Here is a 16276-nt window from a genome sequence, read left to right as displayed (position 1 = left end):
TTTTTCAGGTGAAAAAGGCCTTGCGGTATTCGCCAGGTGTGGCCCCCAGAGCTTGGCGAAACCGGTTGCTGAAATGGCTGGCACTGGCAAACCCGCACAACAAGGCAATCTCCCCCAGCGGTAACACGCCCAGCCGCAACAGCTGGCATGCCCGGTGCAGCCGCCGGGCCAGCAGATACTGGTGCGGCGGGAGCCCGAAACTGGCGCGGAACATGCGCGCAAAGTGGTATTCGGACAGATTGCAGCGCAGCGCCAGCTCGTCCAGGGTGATGGGCTGGTCCAGGTGTGCCTCGATGTAGTCGACCAGCTGTCGGCGCAGGTTTGGCGCCAGCCCGCCTTTGAGGCGCAGGCCTTGGCGCAACCCGACCTGGCTGAGCAGCGCATGGTCAACGATCTCGTGCGCCAGGCTGCTGGCCAGCAGGCGCTCGCCGGGCTCGTCCCAGTCCAGCTGGATCAATTGACGAAAGCGGGCAGCCTGCTGCGGGTCGTCCAGAAAGGTCGCTTCCTGCAGTTGCAGCTCGCGCGGTTCCCGGTCGAGCAGGCGCACACAGCCCAGGGCGAACTGCGCCTCGCTGACATACAGGTGTGCCAGGCGGATCGCGCCATTGACGACCCAGTTCGATTCCTGCCCGGCCGGCATCACGCACAGCTTGTCGGGCGCACCTTTGTCGGCCGGGCGCTGGCGGCGGAAGGTGCCGGTGCCGTCGGCGATGTAGCACGACAGGGTGTGATGGCTAGGCGCCTGGTAGTCGCGCGCATCGTCACGGTTGCTCCACAAGGCCGCCGCCAGTCCGTCGCCCAGGTGCGCGCTCAGCTCCAGCCTGGCGTTGGGCGAGGCATGCATGGCGTTGAACACTTGCAACTGGGTGAGTGGCGTCATTGGCGGGTCCTCTTGCCTGCCATCCTACTGCGCCCTGGATCGAGTGACAGCTACCGGCGCAAGAAAAGCGCAAGTTCGTGCAAGCAGGCAGAGGCTGATCGAAAGAACACTGGTGATCCCTGTAGGAGCGGGTTTACCCGCGAAGCGCCGGGCACAGATTTCCAAAGGCCCAAGGAACCGCCACCATGAACCTGTCACTCTACCTGCTCACCGTCCTGATCTGGGGCACCACCTGGATCGCCCTGAAACTCCAGCTAGGCGTGGTTGCGATCCCGGTTTCGATCGTCTACCGCTTCGCCCTGGCCGGCCTGATCCTGTTTGCTTTCCTGTTGATTACCCGCCGGCTGCAACCCATGAACCGCCGTGGCCACCAGATCTGCCTGGCCCAGGGCCTGTGCCTGTTCTGCGTCAACTTTATCTGCTTCCTCAGCGCCAGCCAGTGGATCGCCAGCGGCCTGATCGCGGTGGTGTTCTCCACTGCCACACTGTGGAACGCGCTTAACGCCCGCATTTTCTTCGGGCAGAGAATCGCCAGCAATGTGCTTGGCGGTGGAGCCTTGGGCCTGCTTGGCCTGGGCCTGCTGTTCTGGCCGGAGCTGTCGCATCACGCAGCCAGCCGCGAAACCCTGTACGGCCTTGGCTTGGCCCTGTTGGGCACGCTGTGCTTCTCGGCCGGCAACATGCTGTCGAGCATGCAACAGAAGGCCGGGCTCAAGCCGATGACGACCAATGCCTGGGGCATGGTCTATGGGGCGGTGATGCTGGCGGTGTTCTGTGTGGTCAGTGGCGTGCCGTTCAGCATGGAGTGGAATGCGCGCTATATCGGATCGTTGCTGTACCTGGTGGTGCCGGGGTCTGTGATTGCGTTTACTGCCTACCTGACCTTGGTCGGGCGCATGGGGCCGGAGCGGGCAGCTTACTGCACGGTGCTGTTCCCGCTGGTGGCGTTGAATGTGTCGGCGGTGGCCGAGGGTTATCAGTGGACGGCGCCGGCCTTGCTCGGCTTGGTGGCGGTAATGGCGGGGAATGTGCTGGTGTTTCGCAAGCCCCGGGCCAGGGGGGCTGAGGGTGTTGTGGTCGCCAAATAGGTGATGGGTTGCCTGGGCCGGCCCTTTCGCGGGTAAACCCGCTCCTACAGGGCAGTGCACACCCGTTGTAGGAGCGGGTTTACCCGCGAAGAGGCCAGCACAGGCATTCCAAATCGTAGGGGCGGGTTTCCCCGCGAAGAGGCCACCACAGGCACCCCAAATCGTAGGAGCGGGTTTACCCGCGAAGGGGCCAGCACAGGCACTCCAAATTGTAGGAGCGGGTTTACCCGCGAAGAGGCCAGCACAGGCACTCCAAATGGTAGGAGCGGATTTACCCGCGAAGGGGCCAGCACAGGCACTCCAAAACGGTCAGCCCTTCCACACCTGCGGGTTCACCAGGTCCCGCGGCCGCTCGCCCAGCAGCGCCGCACGCAGGTTGTCGATCGCCCGGTTGGCCATGGCCTCACGGGTTTCGGCAGTAGCCGAGCCAATGTGCGGCAAGGTCAGCGCATTGGGCAGCTTGAACAGCGGCGAGTCGCTCAGCGGTTCTTTCTCGTACACATCCAGGCCTGCGCCGCGAATGGTGCCCGCCTGCAGTGCCTCGATCAGCGCCGCCTCATCCACCACCGGCCCACGGGCAATGTTGATCAGGAACGCACTCGGCTTCATCAGCTTCAGCTCGCGGCTGCTGATCAACTTGCGGGTGGCATCGGACAACGGCACCACGATGACCACGAAGTCGGCTTCGGCCAGCAACTGATCCAGGCTGCGGAACTGCGCGCCCAGCTCCTGCTCCAGCGCGGTCTTGCGGCTGTTGCCGCTGTACAGGATCGGCATGTTGAAGCCGAAGCGGCCACGGCGTGCCACAGCTGCACCAATGTTGCCCATGCCGACGATGCCCAGGGTCTTGCCATGCACATCGCTGCCGAAGTGGGCCGGGCCCACGGTGGCCTGCCAGTTGCCGGCCTTGGTCCAGGCATCCAGCTCGGCGGTGCGGCGGGCGCAGCCCATGATCAGTGAAAAGCCCAGGTCGGCGGTGCTTTCGGTCAGCACGTCGGGGGTGTTGGTCAGGGCGATGCCGCGCTCGTTGAAGTAGTCGAGGTCGTAGTTGTCATAGCCGACCGACACGCTGGACACCACCTCCAGCCTGGCCGCGCCTTCAAGCTGCGCCCGGCCGAGCTTGCGGCCAACGCCGATCAGACCATGGGCTTCAGGCAGGGCTTCGTTGAACTGGGCGTTGATGTCGCCGAGCTTGGGGTTGGGCAGAATCACGTTGAAGTCTTGCTGCAGGCGCTCGGCCATGGCCGGGGTGATACGGCTGAAGGCCAGGACGGTCTTTTTCATCGGGCAACTTCTCTGCTAGGCGGGGTGGGGCTGTGCCGGCCTCTTCGCGGGCAAGCCCGCGCCTACAGGGGCGCGGTGCCTTGCAGGAACGGGCTTGCCCGCGAAAGGGGCGGAACAGGCGAAATCAATGGTTAGCAACCTACCATTGTCCGCCCCCGCATTGCAGCAGCTTTTTAGTTGGCGATCAGCACCTGATGGGTTTTCAGGTCTGCCTCATGCGCGGCAAGAATCTCTGGCAGCGAGTTGCGCAGGTACTCGACCCAGGTCTTGATCTTGGCATCCAGATACTGCCGCGATGGATAGATGGCATACAGGTTCAGCTCCTGCAGGCGATATTCGGGCAGCACCCGTACCAGGCTACCGTCCCGCAGGCCCTCGATAGCCGAATAGATCGGCAGCACGCCTACGCCCATGCCACTGCGAATCGCAGTCTTCATGGCATCGGCGGTGTTCACCATGAACGGCGAACTGGTGATGTTGACCATCTCTTGGCCTTCCGGGCCATCGAACAGCCATTTCTCCAGCGGTATCACCGGGCTGACCATGCGCAGGCAGGCGTGCTTGAGCAGGTCGGCAGGCTTGTGCGCCACGCCATGCTGGGCGATGTAGGCGGGCGAGGCACAGACAATGCTGTAGGTGATGCCCAGGCGCTGCGAAACGAACCCCGAGTCGGGCAGTTCGGTGGCCAGCACGATGGAGACGTCATAACCCTCGTCGAGCAGGTCGGGCACGCGGTTGGCCATGGTCAAATCGAAGGTCACGTCCGGGTGCGTTTCGCGGTAGCGGGCGATGGCATCGACCACGAAGTGCTGGCCGACCCCGGTCATCGAATGCACCTTCAACTGCCCGGCCGGGCGCGCATGGGCGTCGCTGGCTTCGGCCTCGGCTTCTTCGACGTAGGTAAGAATCTGTTCGCAACGCATCAGGTAGCGCTTGCCGGCTTCGGTCAGCGCAATGCGGCGGGTGGTACGGTTGAGCAGCCTTGTTTGCAGATGGGCTTCCAGGTTGGAGACCGCCCGCGACACGTTCGCGGTGGTCGTATCCAGTTGCGCCGCAGCGGCAGTGAAGCTGCCGAGTTGGGCTACGCAACTGAAAGCACGCATGTTTTGCAGGGTGTCCATGGGTCACTCTCGAGGTAGAGGACAAAATTGTGTCACGAAGTAACTTGGAAAAGAGAAAAAGTTGCCTTCGACCAAAGGCGGATTATCGCTGTTTTGGTAACAAAGATTCGCAGGAATCTGTGCTTATCGCCAGTGCTGCCGCCCCCTAGAATTGCCCGGCCCCTTCACCTCTTCCTCGGGAAATCGCAGCTGTGCCGCGTCGCATCATCAGAACGCTCAAGGCGTTCAGTGCCTGTGCCCTTGCCCTCACCTTGAGCGGCTGTATCGGAACCTGGGGCATTGCCCCGCAAAGCAAGACGCTGCAAGCCAATACCTTGACCACCGACGCGGCCATTCGCGAAGCCGCGACCGACGCTCACTGGCCCGACCAGCAGTGGTGGCACGCCTATGGTGACCCACAGCTGGACCGCTGGGTTACCCTGGCCTTGGCCGGTAGCCCAAGCCTGGCCATGGCCGCTGCGCGGGTGCGCGAAGCCAAGGCCATGGCCGGTGTGGTCGAGTCGGCGGAAAAGCTCCAGGCCAACGGCCAGGCAACGCTCAAGCGTCACAACTGGCCTGAAGACCAGTTTTATGGCCCCGGCGCGTTGTCGGGTGCCAACACCTGGGACAACAACGCCGCCATCGGTTTCAGCTACGCCCTTGACCTGTGGGGGCGCGAGCGCAATGCCAGCGAGCAGGCCGTGGACCAGGCGCACATGAGCGTGGCCGAAGCCCGTCAGGCGCAGCTGGAACTGCAGAACAATGTGGTGCGTGCCTACATCCAGCTGAGCCTGCATTTTGCCCAGCGCGATATCGTCAAGGCCGAACTGGAACAGCAGGAGCAGATCCTGGCCCTGGCCAAGCGTCGCCTGGATGCCGGTATCGGCACCCATTTCGAAGTCAGCCAGGCCGAAGCGCCGCTGCCGGAAACCCACCGTCAGCTCGACAGCCTCGACGAAGAAATTGCCCTGACCCGCAACCAGCTGGCCGCACTGGCCGGCAAGGGCCCGGGGGAAGGCGCGCAGTTGCAGCGCCCGGCCCTGGCCTTGGCCGCGCCGCTGAAACTGCCTTCGAACCTGCCCGCCGAACTGGTTGGCCAGCGGCCTGATGTGGTTGCCAGCCGCTGGCAGGTGGCTGCCCAGGCGCGTGGCATCGACGTCGCTCACGCCGGCTTCTTCCCCAACGTCGACCTGGTCGGCAGCCTGGGCTTCATGGCCACCGGCGGTGGCCCGCTGGAATTCCTGACCGGGCGCAAGTTCAACTACAACGTCGGCCCGGCCATCAGCTTGCCGATCTTTGACGGTGGGCGCCTGCGCTCAGAACTGGGCGTGGCCTCGGCGGGGTATGACGTGGCGGTGGCCCGCTACAACCAGACCGTGGTTGGTGCACTGAAGAACATCTCCGACCAGTTGATCCGCCGCGAGTCGATGAAAGAACAGTCGCACTTCGCCGCCGAATCGGTTGCTGCCGCGCAGAAAACCTACGACATCGCCATGGTCGCGTTCCAGCGCGGCCTTACCGACTACCTGAACGTACTCAACGCGCAGACCTTGCTGTTCCGCCAGCAGCAGGTGCAGCAGCAGGTGCAGGCCGCCCGCCTGATCGCCCATGCCGAGCTGGTCACCGCCCTGGGTGGTGGCCTGCAGGCTGGTCAGGATGCGCCGAAAGAGGAACGCCAGGCAGCCCCGAAGACCCCGGCCACCCTGGCCATTTTCGACAAGAAGCCGGATAACGCCGAATGAGCACTTCCAGTTTGCCCGTGCGCTGGCTGCAAAGCCTGGAATGGCGCCGGGGCTTCTTTGCCTGGGCGCGCACCGACGGCGTGACCTGGGTGTACATCTTCAAGGTGCTGGCCGCTGCGTTCATCACCTTGTGGTTGGCCATGCGCCTGGAGCTGCCGCAACCGCGTACAGCGATGATCACTGTTTTCATCGTCATGCAGCCGCAAAGCGGGCATGTGTTCGCGAAAAGCTTCTATCGGGTGCTCGGCACCCTGGCGGGTTCGGCGATGATGGTGGCGCTGATCGCCATCTTCCCGCAGAACACCGAGCTGTTTCTGCCCAGCCTGGCCCTGTGGGTGGGCCTGTGCTCAGCCGGTGCCATGCGCTACCGCACCTTCCGCGCCTATGGTTTCGTGCTGGCTGGCTACACCGCAGCGATGATCGGCCTGCCGGTGCTGCAACACCCCGACCAGGCGTTCATGGCAGCGGTATGGCGGGCGCTGGAAATCGCCCTGGGTATTCTGGTGTCGACCTTCGTCAGTGCCGCGATCCTGCCGCAGTCGGCCAGTGCCGCAATGCGCAACGCCCTGTACCAGCGCTTTGGCGTGTTTGCCGGGGTGGTGGTCGAGGCCCTGCGTGGCGACAGTCAAAAGGACCGCTTCGAGAGCAGCAACGTGCGCTTCGTGGCAGAGGCAGTGGGCCTCGAGAGCCTGCGCAACGTCACCGCTTTCGAAGACCCGCACATGCGCCGTCGCAGTGGCCGGCTGGTGCGCATGAACAGCGAGTTCATGGCCATCACCACCCGCTTCAATGCCTTGCACCGCTTGCTGGAGCGCCTGCGTGCCCGTGGCCCGCTGCAGATTGTCAGTGCCATCGAACCGGGCCTGAACACCCTGGTGGAGTTGCTGCAGCCCTATGTGGGCCGGGCGTTGACTGACGCCGATGCGCTGCGCCTGACCCTGGAGCTGGCCGCCTACAAGGAAGGCCTGCAGGCCCAGGTGCGGGGGCTGCGGGCTGAGTACCTGGCAACGGACCCCAGCGAGTCCGACCTGCTCGATTTTCATACCGCGTTCGAGCTGCTGTACCGCTTCGTCGACGAGATGTTGAGCTACGCCGAAACCCATGCCTCGCTGGCCGCCCACAAGCACGAGCGCGAGCAGTGGGACGAGCCCTACGTGGCGCAGACCAGCTGGCTGGTATCGCTGGCCGCCGGTGTGCGCGCCTCGGCAGTGCTGTTGCTGCTGGGCAGTTACTGGCTGCTCAGCGATTGGCCCAGTGGTGCCATGATGACCCTGATCGCCACGGTCACTGTATGCCTTTCGGCAGCGTCACCCAACCCCAAGCGCATGTCGTTCCAGATGGCTTGCGGCACGGCCATCGGCGCTTTTGTCGGCTTCTTCGAAACCTTCTTCGTGTTCCCCTGGATCGACGGTTTCCCGCTGCTGTGCATGGTGCTGGCGCCCGTGTTCGTGCTGGGCGCGTTTCTTTCGTCGCGCCCTGCCTACGCCGGTTATGGCATCGGCCTGCTGGTGTTCTTCGCGATTGGTTCGGTGCCGAACAACCTCACCGTTTATGACCCGTACACCTTCATCAACGACTACATCGGCATGGTGATCGGCATGTTCGTCTGTGCCGCCGCCGGGGCGATCATCCTGCCGCCCAACAGCCGCTGGCTGTGGAGCCGCCTGGAGCAGGCGTTGCGCGAGCAGGTGCTGTTCGCGATCAGCGGCCGCCTGCGCGGTCTGGGCTCGGCCTTCGAAAGCCGCACCCGCGACCTGCTGCACCAGGCCTATGGCCTGGCGGCCGGCAAGCCGCAGGTGCAAAGCCAGCTGATGGGCTGGATGTTCACCGTGCTGGAGATCGGCCACGCCGTCATCGAGCTGCGCAAGGAGCAAGCCCGCGCCCCGGTGCACCCGGCCTATGCCGAGTCGCAGCCCTGGCGCCAGGCAATCCGTGTCATGGGCCGTGCGCTGACCCGGCTGTTCCTGCAGCCCAGCGCCAGCAACCACGAGCGCGCACTGGTGGCAGTGGACCACGCCATCGCCCGCGTGCAGGCCACCGACGAGCCATTCGCCCGGCACTTCGACACCTCGGTGCTGCGCCGCGTGCAAAGCTACCTGCACTTCATCCGTACTTCCCTGCTGGACCCACAGTCGCCACTGGCACCGGCGAAAGGACTGCACCATGCCCCGTGAGATCGCCTTCCATGGCGTGTACATGCCCACCATGACCTTGATGTTCCTGTTTGCCCTGGGCCTGGCCTGGGGCCTGGACCGGTTCATTGCCAGCCATGATGGCTACCGCTTCTTCTGGCACCCGGCGTTGCTGCGCCTGAGCCTGTTCGTCTGCTTGTTCGGCGCCATGGCGCTGTCTGTCTACTGGTGAGAATCCTTCGATGAAAAAGTTCTTCAGCCTGATCGCCACCCTGCTGGTGCTGGTCGCTGCCGTGGCCATCGGTCGCCAGTTGTGGCTGCACTACATGACCACGCCATGGACCCGTGATGGCCGTGTGCGTGCCGACATCATCAACGTTGCTGCCGACGTGCCCGGCTACGTGGTGGATGTACCGGTCAAGGACAACCAGCGGGTGAAGAAGGGCGACTTGCTGATCCAGATCGACCCTGAGCACTACCAGTTGGCAGTCGACCAGGCCAAGGCACTGGTCGCCTCGCGCAAGGCCACCTGGGAAATGCGCAAGGTCAATGCCAAGCGCCGTGCCGACATGGACAACCTGGTGATCTCCAAGGAAAACCGCGACGACGCCAGCAACATCGCCAATTCCGCCCAAGCCGATTATCAACAAGCCCTTGCCGAGTTGGCCGCAGCCGAGCTGAACCTCAAGCGTACGCATATCGTGGCGACGGTTGACGGCTATGTGACCAACCTGAATATCCACAAGGGCGATTATGCGCGTACCGGTGAAGCGGTGATGGCGGTGGTCGACGAGCACTCGTTCTGGGTTTACGGCTTCTTCGAGGAGACCAAGCTGCCGCATGTGAAGGTGGGTGATCAGGCCGAATTGCAGATGATGAGCGGCGAGCGTCTCAAGGGGCATGTGGAGAGCATCGCCCGCGGCATCTACGACCGTGACAACCCACAGAGCCGCGAGCTGATCGCCGACGTGAATCCGACCTTCAACTGGGTGCGGCTGGCGCAGCGGGTGCCGGTGCGCATTCACATCGATGAAGTGCCGGAAGGGTTTTTGCTGGCGGCGGGGACGACCTGTACGGTGGTGGTGAAGCCGAGTTCGCCTTGAGAGGCAGGTCGCCAGACTGATCGAGCGCCGCTCGCGTGGTGCTCGATCTTACAGGCGGCACATCGCTCCAATCATGCACTCGCCGCCCCCACCAACACCGGCACTTCGACCCGATCAATCACCTTCGCGCTGATCGACGGGTCGAGTAACCGCCCCAGCCGCGACAGGTGGCGGTGGCCCATGATGATCAGCTCGCAGTTCAATTCCTGCGCCTTGGCCACAATCGCTTCAACCGGCAGCCCGGCCACCATGCAGCCCTGGCTGGCGAAGCCGGCTTGCTGCAGTTCGCGCACGGCCTTGGCTACGGCGTGGTCGGCATGCTGCTGTTCCATGCAGGCGGCGGGGTATTCTTCCAGTTCCTCGGCGGTGTAGGGCGCGGGTTGCTCGTGCACCGCGAAGGTCGAATCGATGGCCAGCAGCACGTGCAGTTCGTGCTCGCCCGGGCGGCAGTAGCGGCGGGCGAGGGCAAGCAGGGCGGCAGATGCGGGGGAGGCGTCGATGGCGATCAGGACGGGGCTGGGCATGCAGAATCCTTGATGTATTTGGGGGGGCTGGGGCGGCCTCTTCGCGTAGACCAACGTAGGAGCGGGTTTACCCGCGAAAGGGCCAAACCTGCCATGCATCATTCTTGACCCAACCCTTCCCCTGAATAAATGGCCCACCACGCACAAGCGCATTGCGTCCGGTGCAATCCATCTACCTGATACCATCGCATTCCCTACAGCTGTAACGGAAAACGGCCATGCAACTTCCGGACATGAACCTGCTTGTCGCCCTCGATGCCTTGCTCGACGAGGGCAGCGTGGTTGGCGCGGCGCAACGCATGAACCTGAGCCCGGCAGCCATGAGCCGAACCCTGGGGCGTATCCGCGAAGCGCTGGGCGACCCGATCCTGGTGCGCGCCGGCCGTGGCCTGGTGCCGACGCCACGTGCGCTGGCCCTGCGCGAGCAGGTGCATGGCCTGGTGGAGCAGGCCGGGCAGGTATTTCGCAGTCGCGACGATGTCGACCTGGTGAACCTGGACCGTGCCTTCAACATCCGCACCAATGACCTGTTCATCGCCCTGTATGGCGCTCAGTTGTTGCGCATGATGCTGGCCCAGGCACCGCATACGGTGCTGCGTTTTGTGCCGGAGGGCAGCGGCGACGATGATGCGGTGCTGCGCAATGGGCAAATCGACCTGATCATCAGTTCAGCCATTGATCTGGGCCCCGAAATCAAGGCTCAGAGCCTGTTCAACACCTACTTCGTGGGCTTGGCGCGTGAAGGGCACCCGGTTTTCGATGACGAGATCACCCCTGAGCGCTTCGCCGCCTACCCGCACATCAGCGTGTCACGCCGTGGCCGTGCCAATGGGCCTATCGACGTGGCGCTGGCCAATTACAAGGTGGAGCGCCGGGTAGCGCTGATCACGACGAGTTTTCACTCCGCGATGTTTTCGCTGCCGGACTCGGACCTGATCTTGCCGATACCCGCCAATATCCTGAACAGTGTGAACCGGCTGAAACTGCCATTGCGGTCCTTCGAGATCCCTGTGCCACTGGAAAAGGTCAACGTCATGCAGGCATGGCACCCGCGGTTCGATAACGACCCGGCCCATCGCTGGCTGCGGCAGACGTTGAAGGCGTGCGGCAGGATGGACCCTTGAGGCGTGGGGCACGTGCGCATCCGCTGCCCGATTGCGTTTGACGCAATATAAAACTGCCAACAAGTCAGTTTTCGTAAGCATTCGACCTTTTTAGACTTGCTCCAGTCGCAAATTTTGTTGCCGGAGATGTCTGCCCATGAGTTCCCTGTCCGTCCCGTCTGCCGCCATGGCCGCCGCCCCTGCGCCGGCTGCGCCCGCGCAGGCTGCGTTCGGCCTGCAGGTAGTGGTCGGGTTGTTCGGTGTATTGCTGGCTGTGCTGTGCGCCGGCCTCAACGAGTCGGTAACCAAGATTTCCCTGGCCGATATCCGCGGCGCCATGGGCATCGGCGCCGATGAAGGTGCCTGGTTGCTGGCGGTATACAGCGCCGCTTCGGTCTCGGCCATGGCCTTTGCGCCGTGGCTGGCCACGACCTTCTCGCTGCGCCGCTTCACCATGAGCGCAATTGGTCTGTTCGCCGTGCTTGGCCTGCTGCAACCGTTCGCCCCCAACCTGCACAGCCTGATGTTGCTGCGCGTACTGCAGGGCTTTGCCGCTGGCGCGTTGCCGCCGATGTTGATGAGCGTGGCCCTGCGCTTTTTGCCGCCAGGTATCAAGGTCTATGGCTTGGCTTGCTACGCCCTGACCGCCACCTTTGGCCCCAACCTCGGCACGCCGCTGGCGGGGCTGTGGACCGAATACGTCGGTTGGCAATGGGCGTTCTGGCAGATCATCCTGCCCTCGCTGCTGGCCATGGTCTGCGTAGGCTGGGGGCTGCCGCAGGACCCGCTGCGCCTGGAGCGTTTCAAACAGTTCGACTGGCGGGGCGTACTGCTGGGCCTGCCCGCCATCAGTTGCACTGTGCTGGGCCTTTCGCTGGGCGACCGCTGGGGTTGGTTCGACTCGCCGCTGATCTGCTGGCTGCTGGGCGGTGGCCTGCTGTTGCTGGTGTTGTTCATGTACAACGAGTGGTCCGAGCCGTTGCCGTTTTTCCAGTTGCGCTTGTTGCAGCGGCGCAACTTGAGTTTCGCCCTGGTGACCCTGGCCGGCGTGCTGATCGTGCTCTCGGGTGTGGGCAGCATCCCGTCGGCCTACCTTGCGCAGATCCAGGGCTACCGCCCAGCGCAGACCAGCCCGTTGATGATGCTGGTGGCCATGCCGCAACTGATCGCCCTGCCGCTGACGGCGGCACTGTGCAACATCCGGGCAGTGGACTGCCGCTGGGTGCTGGGCATTGGCCTGGCGCTGCTGGCGGTGTCCTGTGTTGGCAGCAGCCTGCTGACCAGCGAGTGGATCCGTGGCGACTTCTACCCGTTCTACCTGCTGCAGGTGTTCGGCCAGCCGATGGCAGTGCTGCCGCTGCTGATGCTGTCCACCAATGGCATGACCCCGCAGGAAGGCCCGTTCGCCTCCAGCTGGTTCAACACCGTCAAGGGCCTGGCCGCCGTCATCGCCGGTGGCCTGCTGGATGTTCTTGGCACCCTGCGCCGGCATTTCCATTCCAATCACCTGGTGGACAGCCTGGGCAACGCCCCGCTGGTCGACGGCAACGCCGCTGGCCTGGCCAAGCGCATTCACGACCAGGCGCAGGTATTGACCTCGGCTGACCTCTATCTGGTGCTGGCCTGTATCGCCGTGGCCCTGATCTGCCTGATTCCTTTCGTGCCTACCCGGGTCTATCCGCCGCGTGCGGTGGCTTGAACCCTGGATGATTTCGAGAACCATTGAAATGACCAACAACCGCAAAACCCTTTTCATCGGCTCGGTGCTGGCCGTGGCCGTCCTGGCCGGCATCGTCGGCCCCTGGATGTTTGGCAGCGATCACCGCCAGAGCACCAATGACGCCTATGTGACCGCCGACTACACCGTGGTCGCGCCCAAAGTCGCCGGTTTCATCAAGCAAGTGCTGGTGGAAGACAATCAGCAGGTCACAGCTGGCCAGTTGCTGGCGACCATCGACGCGCGTGACTACCAGGCCGCGCTGGATGCTGCGCAGGCGCAGTTACTGGTAGCCCAGGCACAAAGCGCCGATGCCCGCGCCACGCTTGAACGCCAGGACGCGCTGATTGCCCAGGCAGAAGCGGCAGTGAAGGCGGCCCAGGCTGAGGTGGCGTTCGCCGACCATGAAGTCAACCGCTACAGCCGCCTTGCCGAGCAGGGCGCGGGTACCGTGCAGAACGCCCAGCAGGCGCGCAGCGCTGTCGATCAAGCCCGTGCTCGCCTGGCCAACGCTCAAGCTGCGCGGGTGGCGGCGCGCAAGCAGGTGGACATCCTCACGGCTCAAGTGGCCAGCGCCGATGGCCAGCTCAAGCGTGCCGAAGCAGGCCTGGAAAAGGCCCAGCTCGATCTGTCCTACACCCGCATCACCGCGCCGGTGGACGGTATGGTCGGCGAACGCGCCCTGCGCGTGGGGGCCTACGTCAACCCGGGCGCTCGCCTGCTGTCGGTGGTGCCGTTGCAGCAGGCCTATGTGGTCGGCAACTTCCAGGAAACCCAGCTGACCCACGTACAGCCGGGCCAGCCGGTGCGCATCAGCGTCGACACCTTCTCCGGCGAAACCCTGCAAGGCCATGTGCAGAGCATTGCCCCGGCTACCGGCGTCACCTTCGCCGCAGTCAAGCCAGACAACGCCACCGGCAACTTCACCAAGGTGGTGCAGCGCATTCCGGTCAAGATCGTTCTCGATGATGGCCAGCCACTGCTCACCCGCTTGCGTGTGGGCATGTCGGTCGAAGCCACCATCGACACGCGTGGCGACAAGCTGGACGGCAAAGAGGTAAGCGCGCGATGAAACCGGGATTACGCTTGAGCCCGTTGCTACTGGCTGTGCTGCTGACCGGTTGCACCCTGGGCCCGGATTTCCTGCGCCCAGATAGCCAGGCCCCGCAGCAGTGGGCGCCGTTGCAAGGCGAGGCAGCGGCCAGCCAGCCGCAGGCCGAACCGCTTGAACTGCGCTGGTGGGAAACGTTCCACGATGCCCGCCTGAGCGCGTTGATCCAGCGCGTTGCCGAACGCAACCTCGACCTGCAGATGGCCAGCGCGCGGCTGCTGCAAAGCCGTGCCCTGCGCAGTACCTTGGCTGCCGACGAAGTACCGTCGGTGGACGTGAACGCCGGTTACAGCCGCGCTCGTAACAGCGCCGATGGCTTGAGCGATCCGTCCGGCAAGGCCGGGAAAGAAGCCTTCAACCTCTGGCAGGGCGACCTGGTGGCCGGTTGGGAACTGGACCTGTGGGGCCGTGTGCGGCGTCAGGTCGAGGCTGCCGATGCCACGGTCGAAGTGGCCGAGAATGACCGCCGCGGTGTGCTGCTGGCACTGCTTTCGGAAACCGCCGGCAATTACATCCAGCTGCGTGCCGTGCAGCACACCCTCGATGTGACGCAGGATAACCTCAGGGTCGCCCGGCACAGCCTGAAGCTGTCCCAGGACCGCCAGGCCGAAGGCGTTGCCACGCGCTTGGACGTGGCCCAGGCCAGCGCCCAGGTCGCTTCTATCGAAGCGCGCCTGCCAAGCCTGGAAGCGCGGCGTGATGACCTGATCAATGCCCTCAGCCTGCTCGCTGCCGAGCCGCCGCGCAGCCTCCAGGCCGAATTGCTGCCAGGCGGCGAGCTGCCTGCGCCGCAGCAGAAGTTTGCCATCGGCTTGCCGTCCGAACTGGCCGAGCGCCGCCCGGACATCCGCCAGGCCGAGGCCCGCCTGCATGCCGCCACTGCCAGCATTGGCGTGGCCAAGGCGGATTTCTACCCGAGTATCCGCCTGTCGGGCAGTGTCGGCTTCCAGGCCCTGCAGCTGTCGGATTTCGGTGGCTGGGATTCGCGCCGGTTTGCCTTCGGTCCACAGATGTCGCTGCCGATTTTCGAAGGTGGCCGGCTCAAGGGCACCTTGGAGCTGCGCGAGGCGCAACAGCAGGAAGCTGCGCTGAACTATCGCAAGGTGGTGCTGGGGGCCTGGCATGAAATCGACGATGTGCTACGCCTGTACAACGCCAGTCAGTTGCGCCGTGATCACCTTGCCGAGGCCGTGCGGCAAAACCGTATCGCCCTGGAAACCGCCCAGCGCCAGTATGTGGAAGGGGCGGTGGACTTTCTCAATGTGCTGACGGTGCAAGGCGCGCTGCTGGCCAGCGAGGAGCAATGGATCGACAGCTCGGCCGCGGTGTCGCAGGCGCTGGTGGGGCTGTACAAGGCGCTGGGTGGAGGCTGGCAGGCGTTTGATGAGCCGCCGCCGAATGCTCACGGTTAGAGAGGACGCGCAGTATCTGGAGGGCGGGGTACTGCGGTCCATGGCATGATGCTTTACAGCCTGTACTGGCCTCTTCGCGGGTAAACCCGCTCCTACAGCGGCCTGTGTCCAACCACCGATGCGTGTGTGTAGGAGCGGGTTTACCCGCGAATACGGTAGCGGCGGCAACGGTGAACGGCGGGTGGAAATTGGCCAGCAGGCCCGGCCCTTTCGCGGGTACAGGCAGGCGATCACTCAGAGCGGGCGCAGCAGGCCAAAGCGCTTGCGCAGTGCCCAGTCCAGCAACCGCCGCGGCAGCAACCGTGCCATCAGCGGCAAGGTTGTACTGCCATTCCCCAAACGTACCACCGCGGGCACCGAAGACTTGCCGACGGCTGCCAGCACGCCTTGGGCAAATACCGCCGCCGACGTTGGCTTGTCCTGCGATGCCCGCGCCCGTGCCTGCACATGCTCACGCAAAGGCCACCACGCCGAGTCTGCCGCCAGCACCTGTTCGGCCTGGCGCTGGGCATTGCTGGCGAACTGCGAGGCAATTGCGCCCGGCTGTACTTCCATTACCCGTACACCGAACGGTGCCAGTTCCAGGCGCAAGGCATCGCTCAGGGCATGCACAGCCGCCTTCGAGGCGCAGTACGCGCCAGCGAATGGCGTGACCAGTACGCCCGATACACTGCCGATATTCACCACCAGGCCGCGTGAGCGGCGTAGCAGCGGGAACAGCGCCCGGGTAACGCCGACCACGGCGAAGACGTTGGTTTCGAATTGCTGGCGCAGGGCGTCGACGCCACCATCGAGCAGTGGGCCCATGGCGCCGTAGCCGGCGTTGTTGATCAGGATATCGAGGGTCTCAAGTTCCTCTGCCAGGCGGGCCAGCGCCTTGCCATCGTTTACATCCAGCTGCCGGGCCGTGTAGCCGGCGGCACTCAGCTGCTCGACATCCTCAGGCTTGCGGGCGGTGGCCCAGACATGGTGGCCCGCATCGCGGAAGGCGTCGGCCAGGGCGCGGCCGATGCCGCTGGAACAACCGGTGATCAGGACGGTGGGCATGGTTGGGGCCTGTTGTCATGGAGGATTGGTTGT

Annotated in this window: 14 protein-coding genes; 9 read left to right on the top strand and 5 right to left on the bottom strand. The window is 64.3% G+C overall.

The genetic code is table 11. The features are described 5' to 3' along the window. Window positions 1–4 precede the first annotated feature (4 nt). On the bottom strand, window positions 5–880 hold the full coding sequence (locus V7787_RS35565; RefSeq protein ID WP_104887067.1) for a helix-turn-helix domain-containing protein: 876 nt from the start codon (window positions 878–880) through the stop codon (window positions 5–7). 185 nt (window positions 881–1065) lie between these two features. On the opposite strand from V7787_RS35565, the gene V7787_RS35560 reads away from it, so the two are divergent. Next, window positions 1066–1968 (top strand): DMT family transporter, encoded by a 903-nt coding sequence (locus V7787_RS35560; protein WP_064491613.1) that lies wholly within the window; start codon window positions 1066–1068, stop codon window positions 1966–1968. A gap of 309 nt (window positions 1969–2277) precedes the next feature. Here V7787_RS35560 and V7787_RS35555 read toward each other — a convergent pair whose 3' ends face one another. Together V7787_RS35555 and V7787_RS35550 are read right to left on the bottom strand one after the other, a co-directional pair. Further along, entirely contained in the window at window positions 2278–3252 is a 975-nt protein-coding gene (locus V7787_RS35555; RefSeq protein ID WP_003251708.1) for a 2-hydroxyacid dehydrogenase, read from the bottom strand. Window positions 3253–3425: 173 nt separating this feature from the next. Continuing rightward, window positions 3426–4373 (bottom strand): LysR family transcriptional regulator, encoded by a 948-nt coding sequence (locus tag V7787_RS35550; RefSeq protein ID WP_003251712.1) that lies wholly within the window; start codon window positions 4371–4373, stop codon window positions 3426–3428. A gap of 191 nt (window positions 4374–4564) precedes the next feature. Here V7787_RS35550 and V7787_RS35545 point away from each other — a divergent pair, with 191 nt between their 5' ends. The 4 genes from V7787_RS35545 to V7787_RS35530 are packed head-to-tail and all read left to right on the top strand — an operon-like array spanning window position 4565 to window position 9329. Next, window positions 4565–6094 (top strand): efflux transporter outer membrane subunit, encoded by a 1530-nt coding sequence (locus tag V7787_RS35545; RefSeq protein WP_143999636.1) that lies wholly within the window; start codon window positions 4565–4567, stop codon window positions 6092–6094. Beyond that, window positions 6091–8268 carry an FUSC family protein gene (locus tag V7787_RS35540; RefSeq protein WP_003251716.1) on the top strand — a complete coding sequence of 726 codons (2178 nt, stop codon included), beginning with the start codon at window positions 6091–6093 and terminating at the stop codon, window positions 8266–8268. Before V7787_RS35545 ends, V7787_RS35540 begins: the two co-directional genes overlap by 4 nt. Next, window positions 8258–8458 (top strand): DUF1656 domain-containing protein, encoded by a 201-nt coding sequence (locus V7787_RS35535; protein WP_003251718.1) that lies wholly within the window; start codon window positions 8258–8260, stop codon window positions 8456–8458. Before V7787_RS35540 ends, V7787_RS35535 begins: the two co-directional genes overlap by 11 nt. A 10-nt stretch (window positions 8459–8468) precedes the next feature. Next, window positions 8469–9329 (top strand): efflux RND transporter periplasmic adaptor subunit, encoded by an 861-nt coding sequence (locus tag V7787_RS35530; protein WP_004575355.1) that lies wholly within the window; start codon window positions 8469–8471, stop codon window positions 9327–9329. A 71-nt stretch (window positions 9330–9400) separates the two neighbouring features. Here the strand turns inward: V7787_RS35530 and V7787_RS35525 are convergent, their stop codons facing one another. Further along, entirely contained in the window at window positions 9401–9853 is a 453-nt protein-coding gene (locus V7787_RS35525; RefSeq protein ID WP_336092082.1) for a universal stress protein, read from the bottom strand. Between the two features lie 218 nt (window positions 9854–10071). Between V7787_RS35525 and V7787_RS35520 the strand changes: the two genes are divergently transcribed. The 4 genes from V7787_RS35520 (at window position 10072) to V7787_RS35505 (ending at window position 15196) form a co-directional block, all read left to right on the top strand. Further along, the gene (locus tag V7787_RS35520; RefSeq protein WP_019752517.1) at window positions 10072–10977 is read left to right on the top strand and encodes a LysR family transcriptional regulator; all 906 of its coding nucleotides are present in this window, start codon (window positions 10072–10074) and stop codon (window positions 10975–10977) included. Between the two features lie 136 nt (window positions 10978–11113). Then, window positions 11114–12655: an MFS transporter gene (locus tag V7787_RS35515; RefSeq protein WP_336092080.1), complete on the top strand. Its 1542-nt coding sequence runs from the start codon at window positions 11114–11116 to the stop codon at window positions 12653–12655. A 28-nt stretch (window positions 12656–12683) separates the two neighbouring features. After that, entirely contained in the window at window positions 12684–13745 is a 1062-nt protein-coding gene (locus V7787_RS35510) for an HlyD family secretion protein (protein WP_049587435.1), read from the top strand. After that, entirely contained in the window at window positions 13742–15196 is a 1455-nt protein-coding gene (locus V7787_RS35505; RefSeq protein WP_336092078.1) for an efflux transporter outer membrane subunit, read from the top strand. The genes V7787_RS35510 and V7787_RS35505 overlap by 4 nt, the downstream gene beginning before the upstream one ends. 234 nt (window positions 15197–15430) lie before the next feature. Here the strand turns inward: V7787_RS35505 and V7787_RS35500 are convergent, their stop codons facing one another. Next, window positions 15431–16243, bottom strand: a complete 813-nt coding sequence (locus V7787_RS35500) for an SDR family oxidoreductase (protein WP_064490712.1) — start codon at window positions 16241–16243, stop codon at window positions 15431–15433. Between the last annotated feature and the right edge of the window lie 33 nt (window positions 16244–16276).

This window comes from Pseudomonas sp. CGJS7 (genome assembly GCF_036961695.1).
Note: the sequence above shows the minus strand (reverse complement) of the source record. Positions and strands in the feature narration are given on the sequence as shown.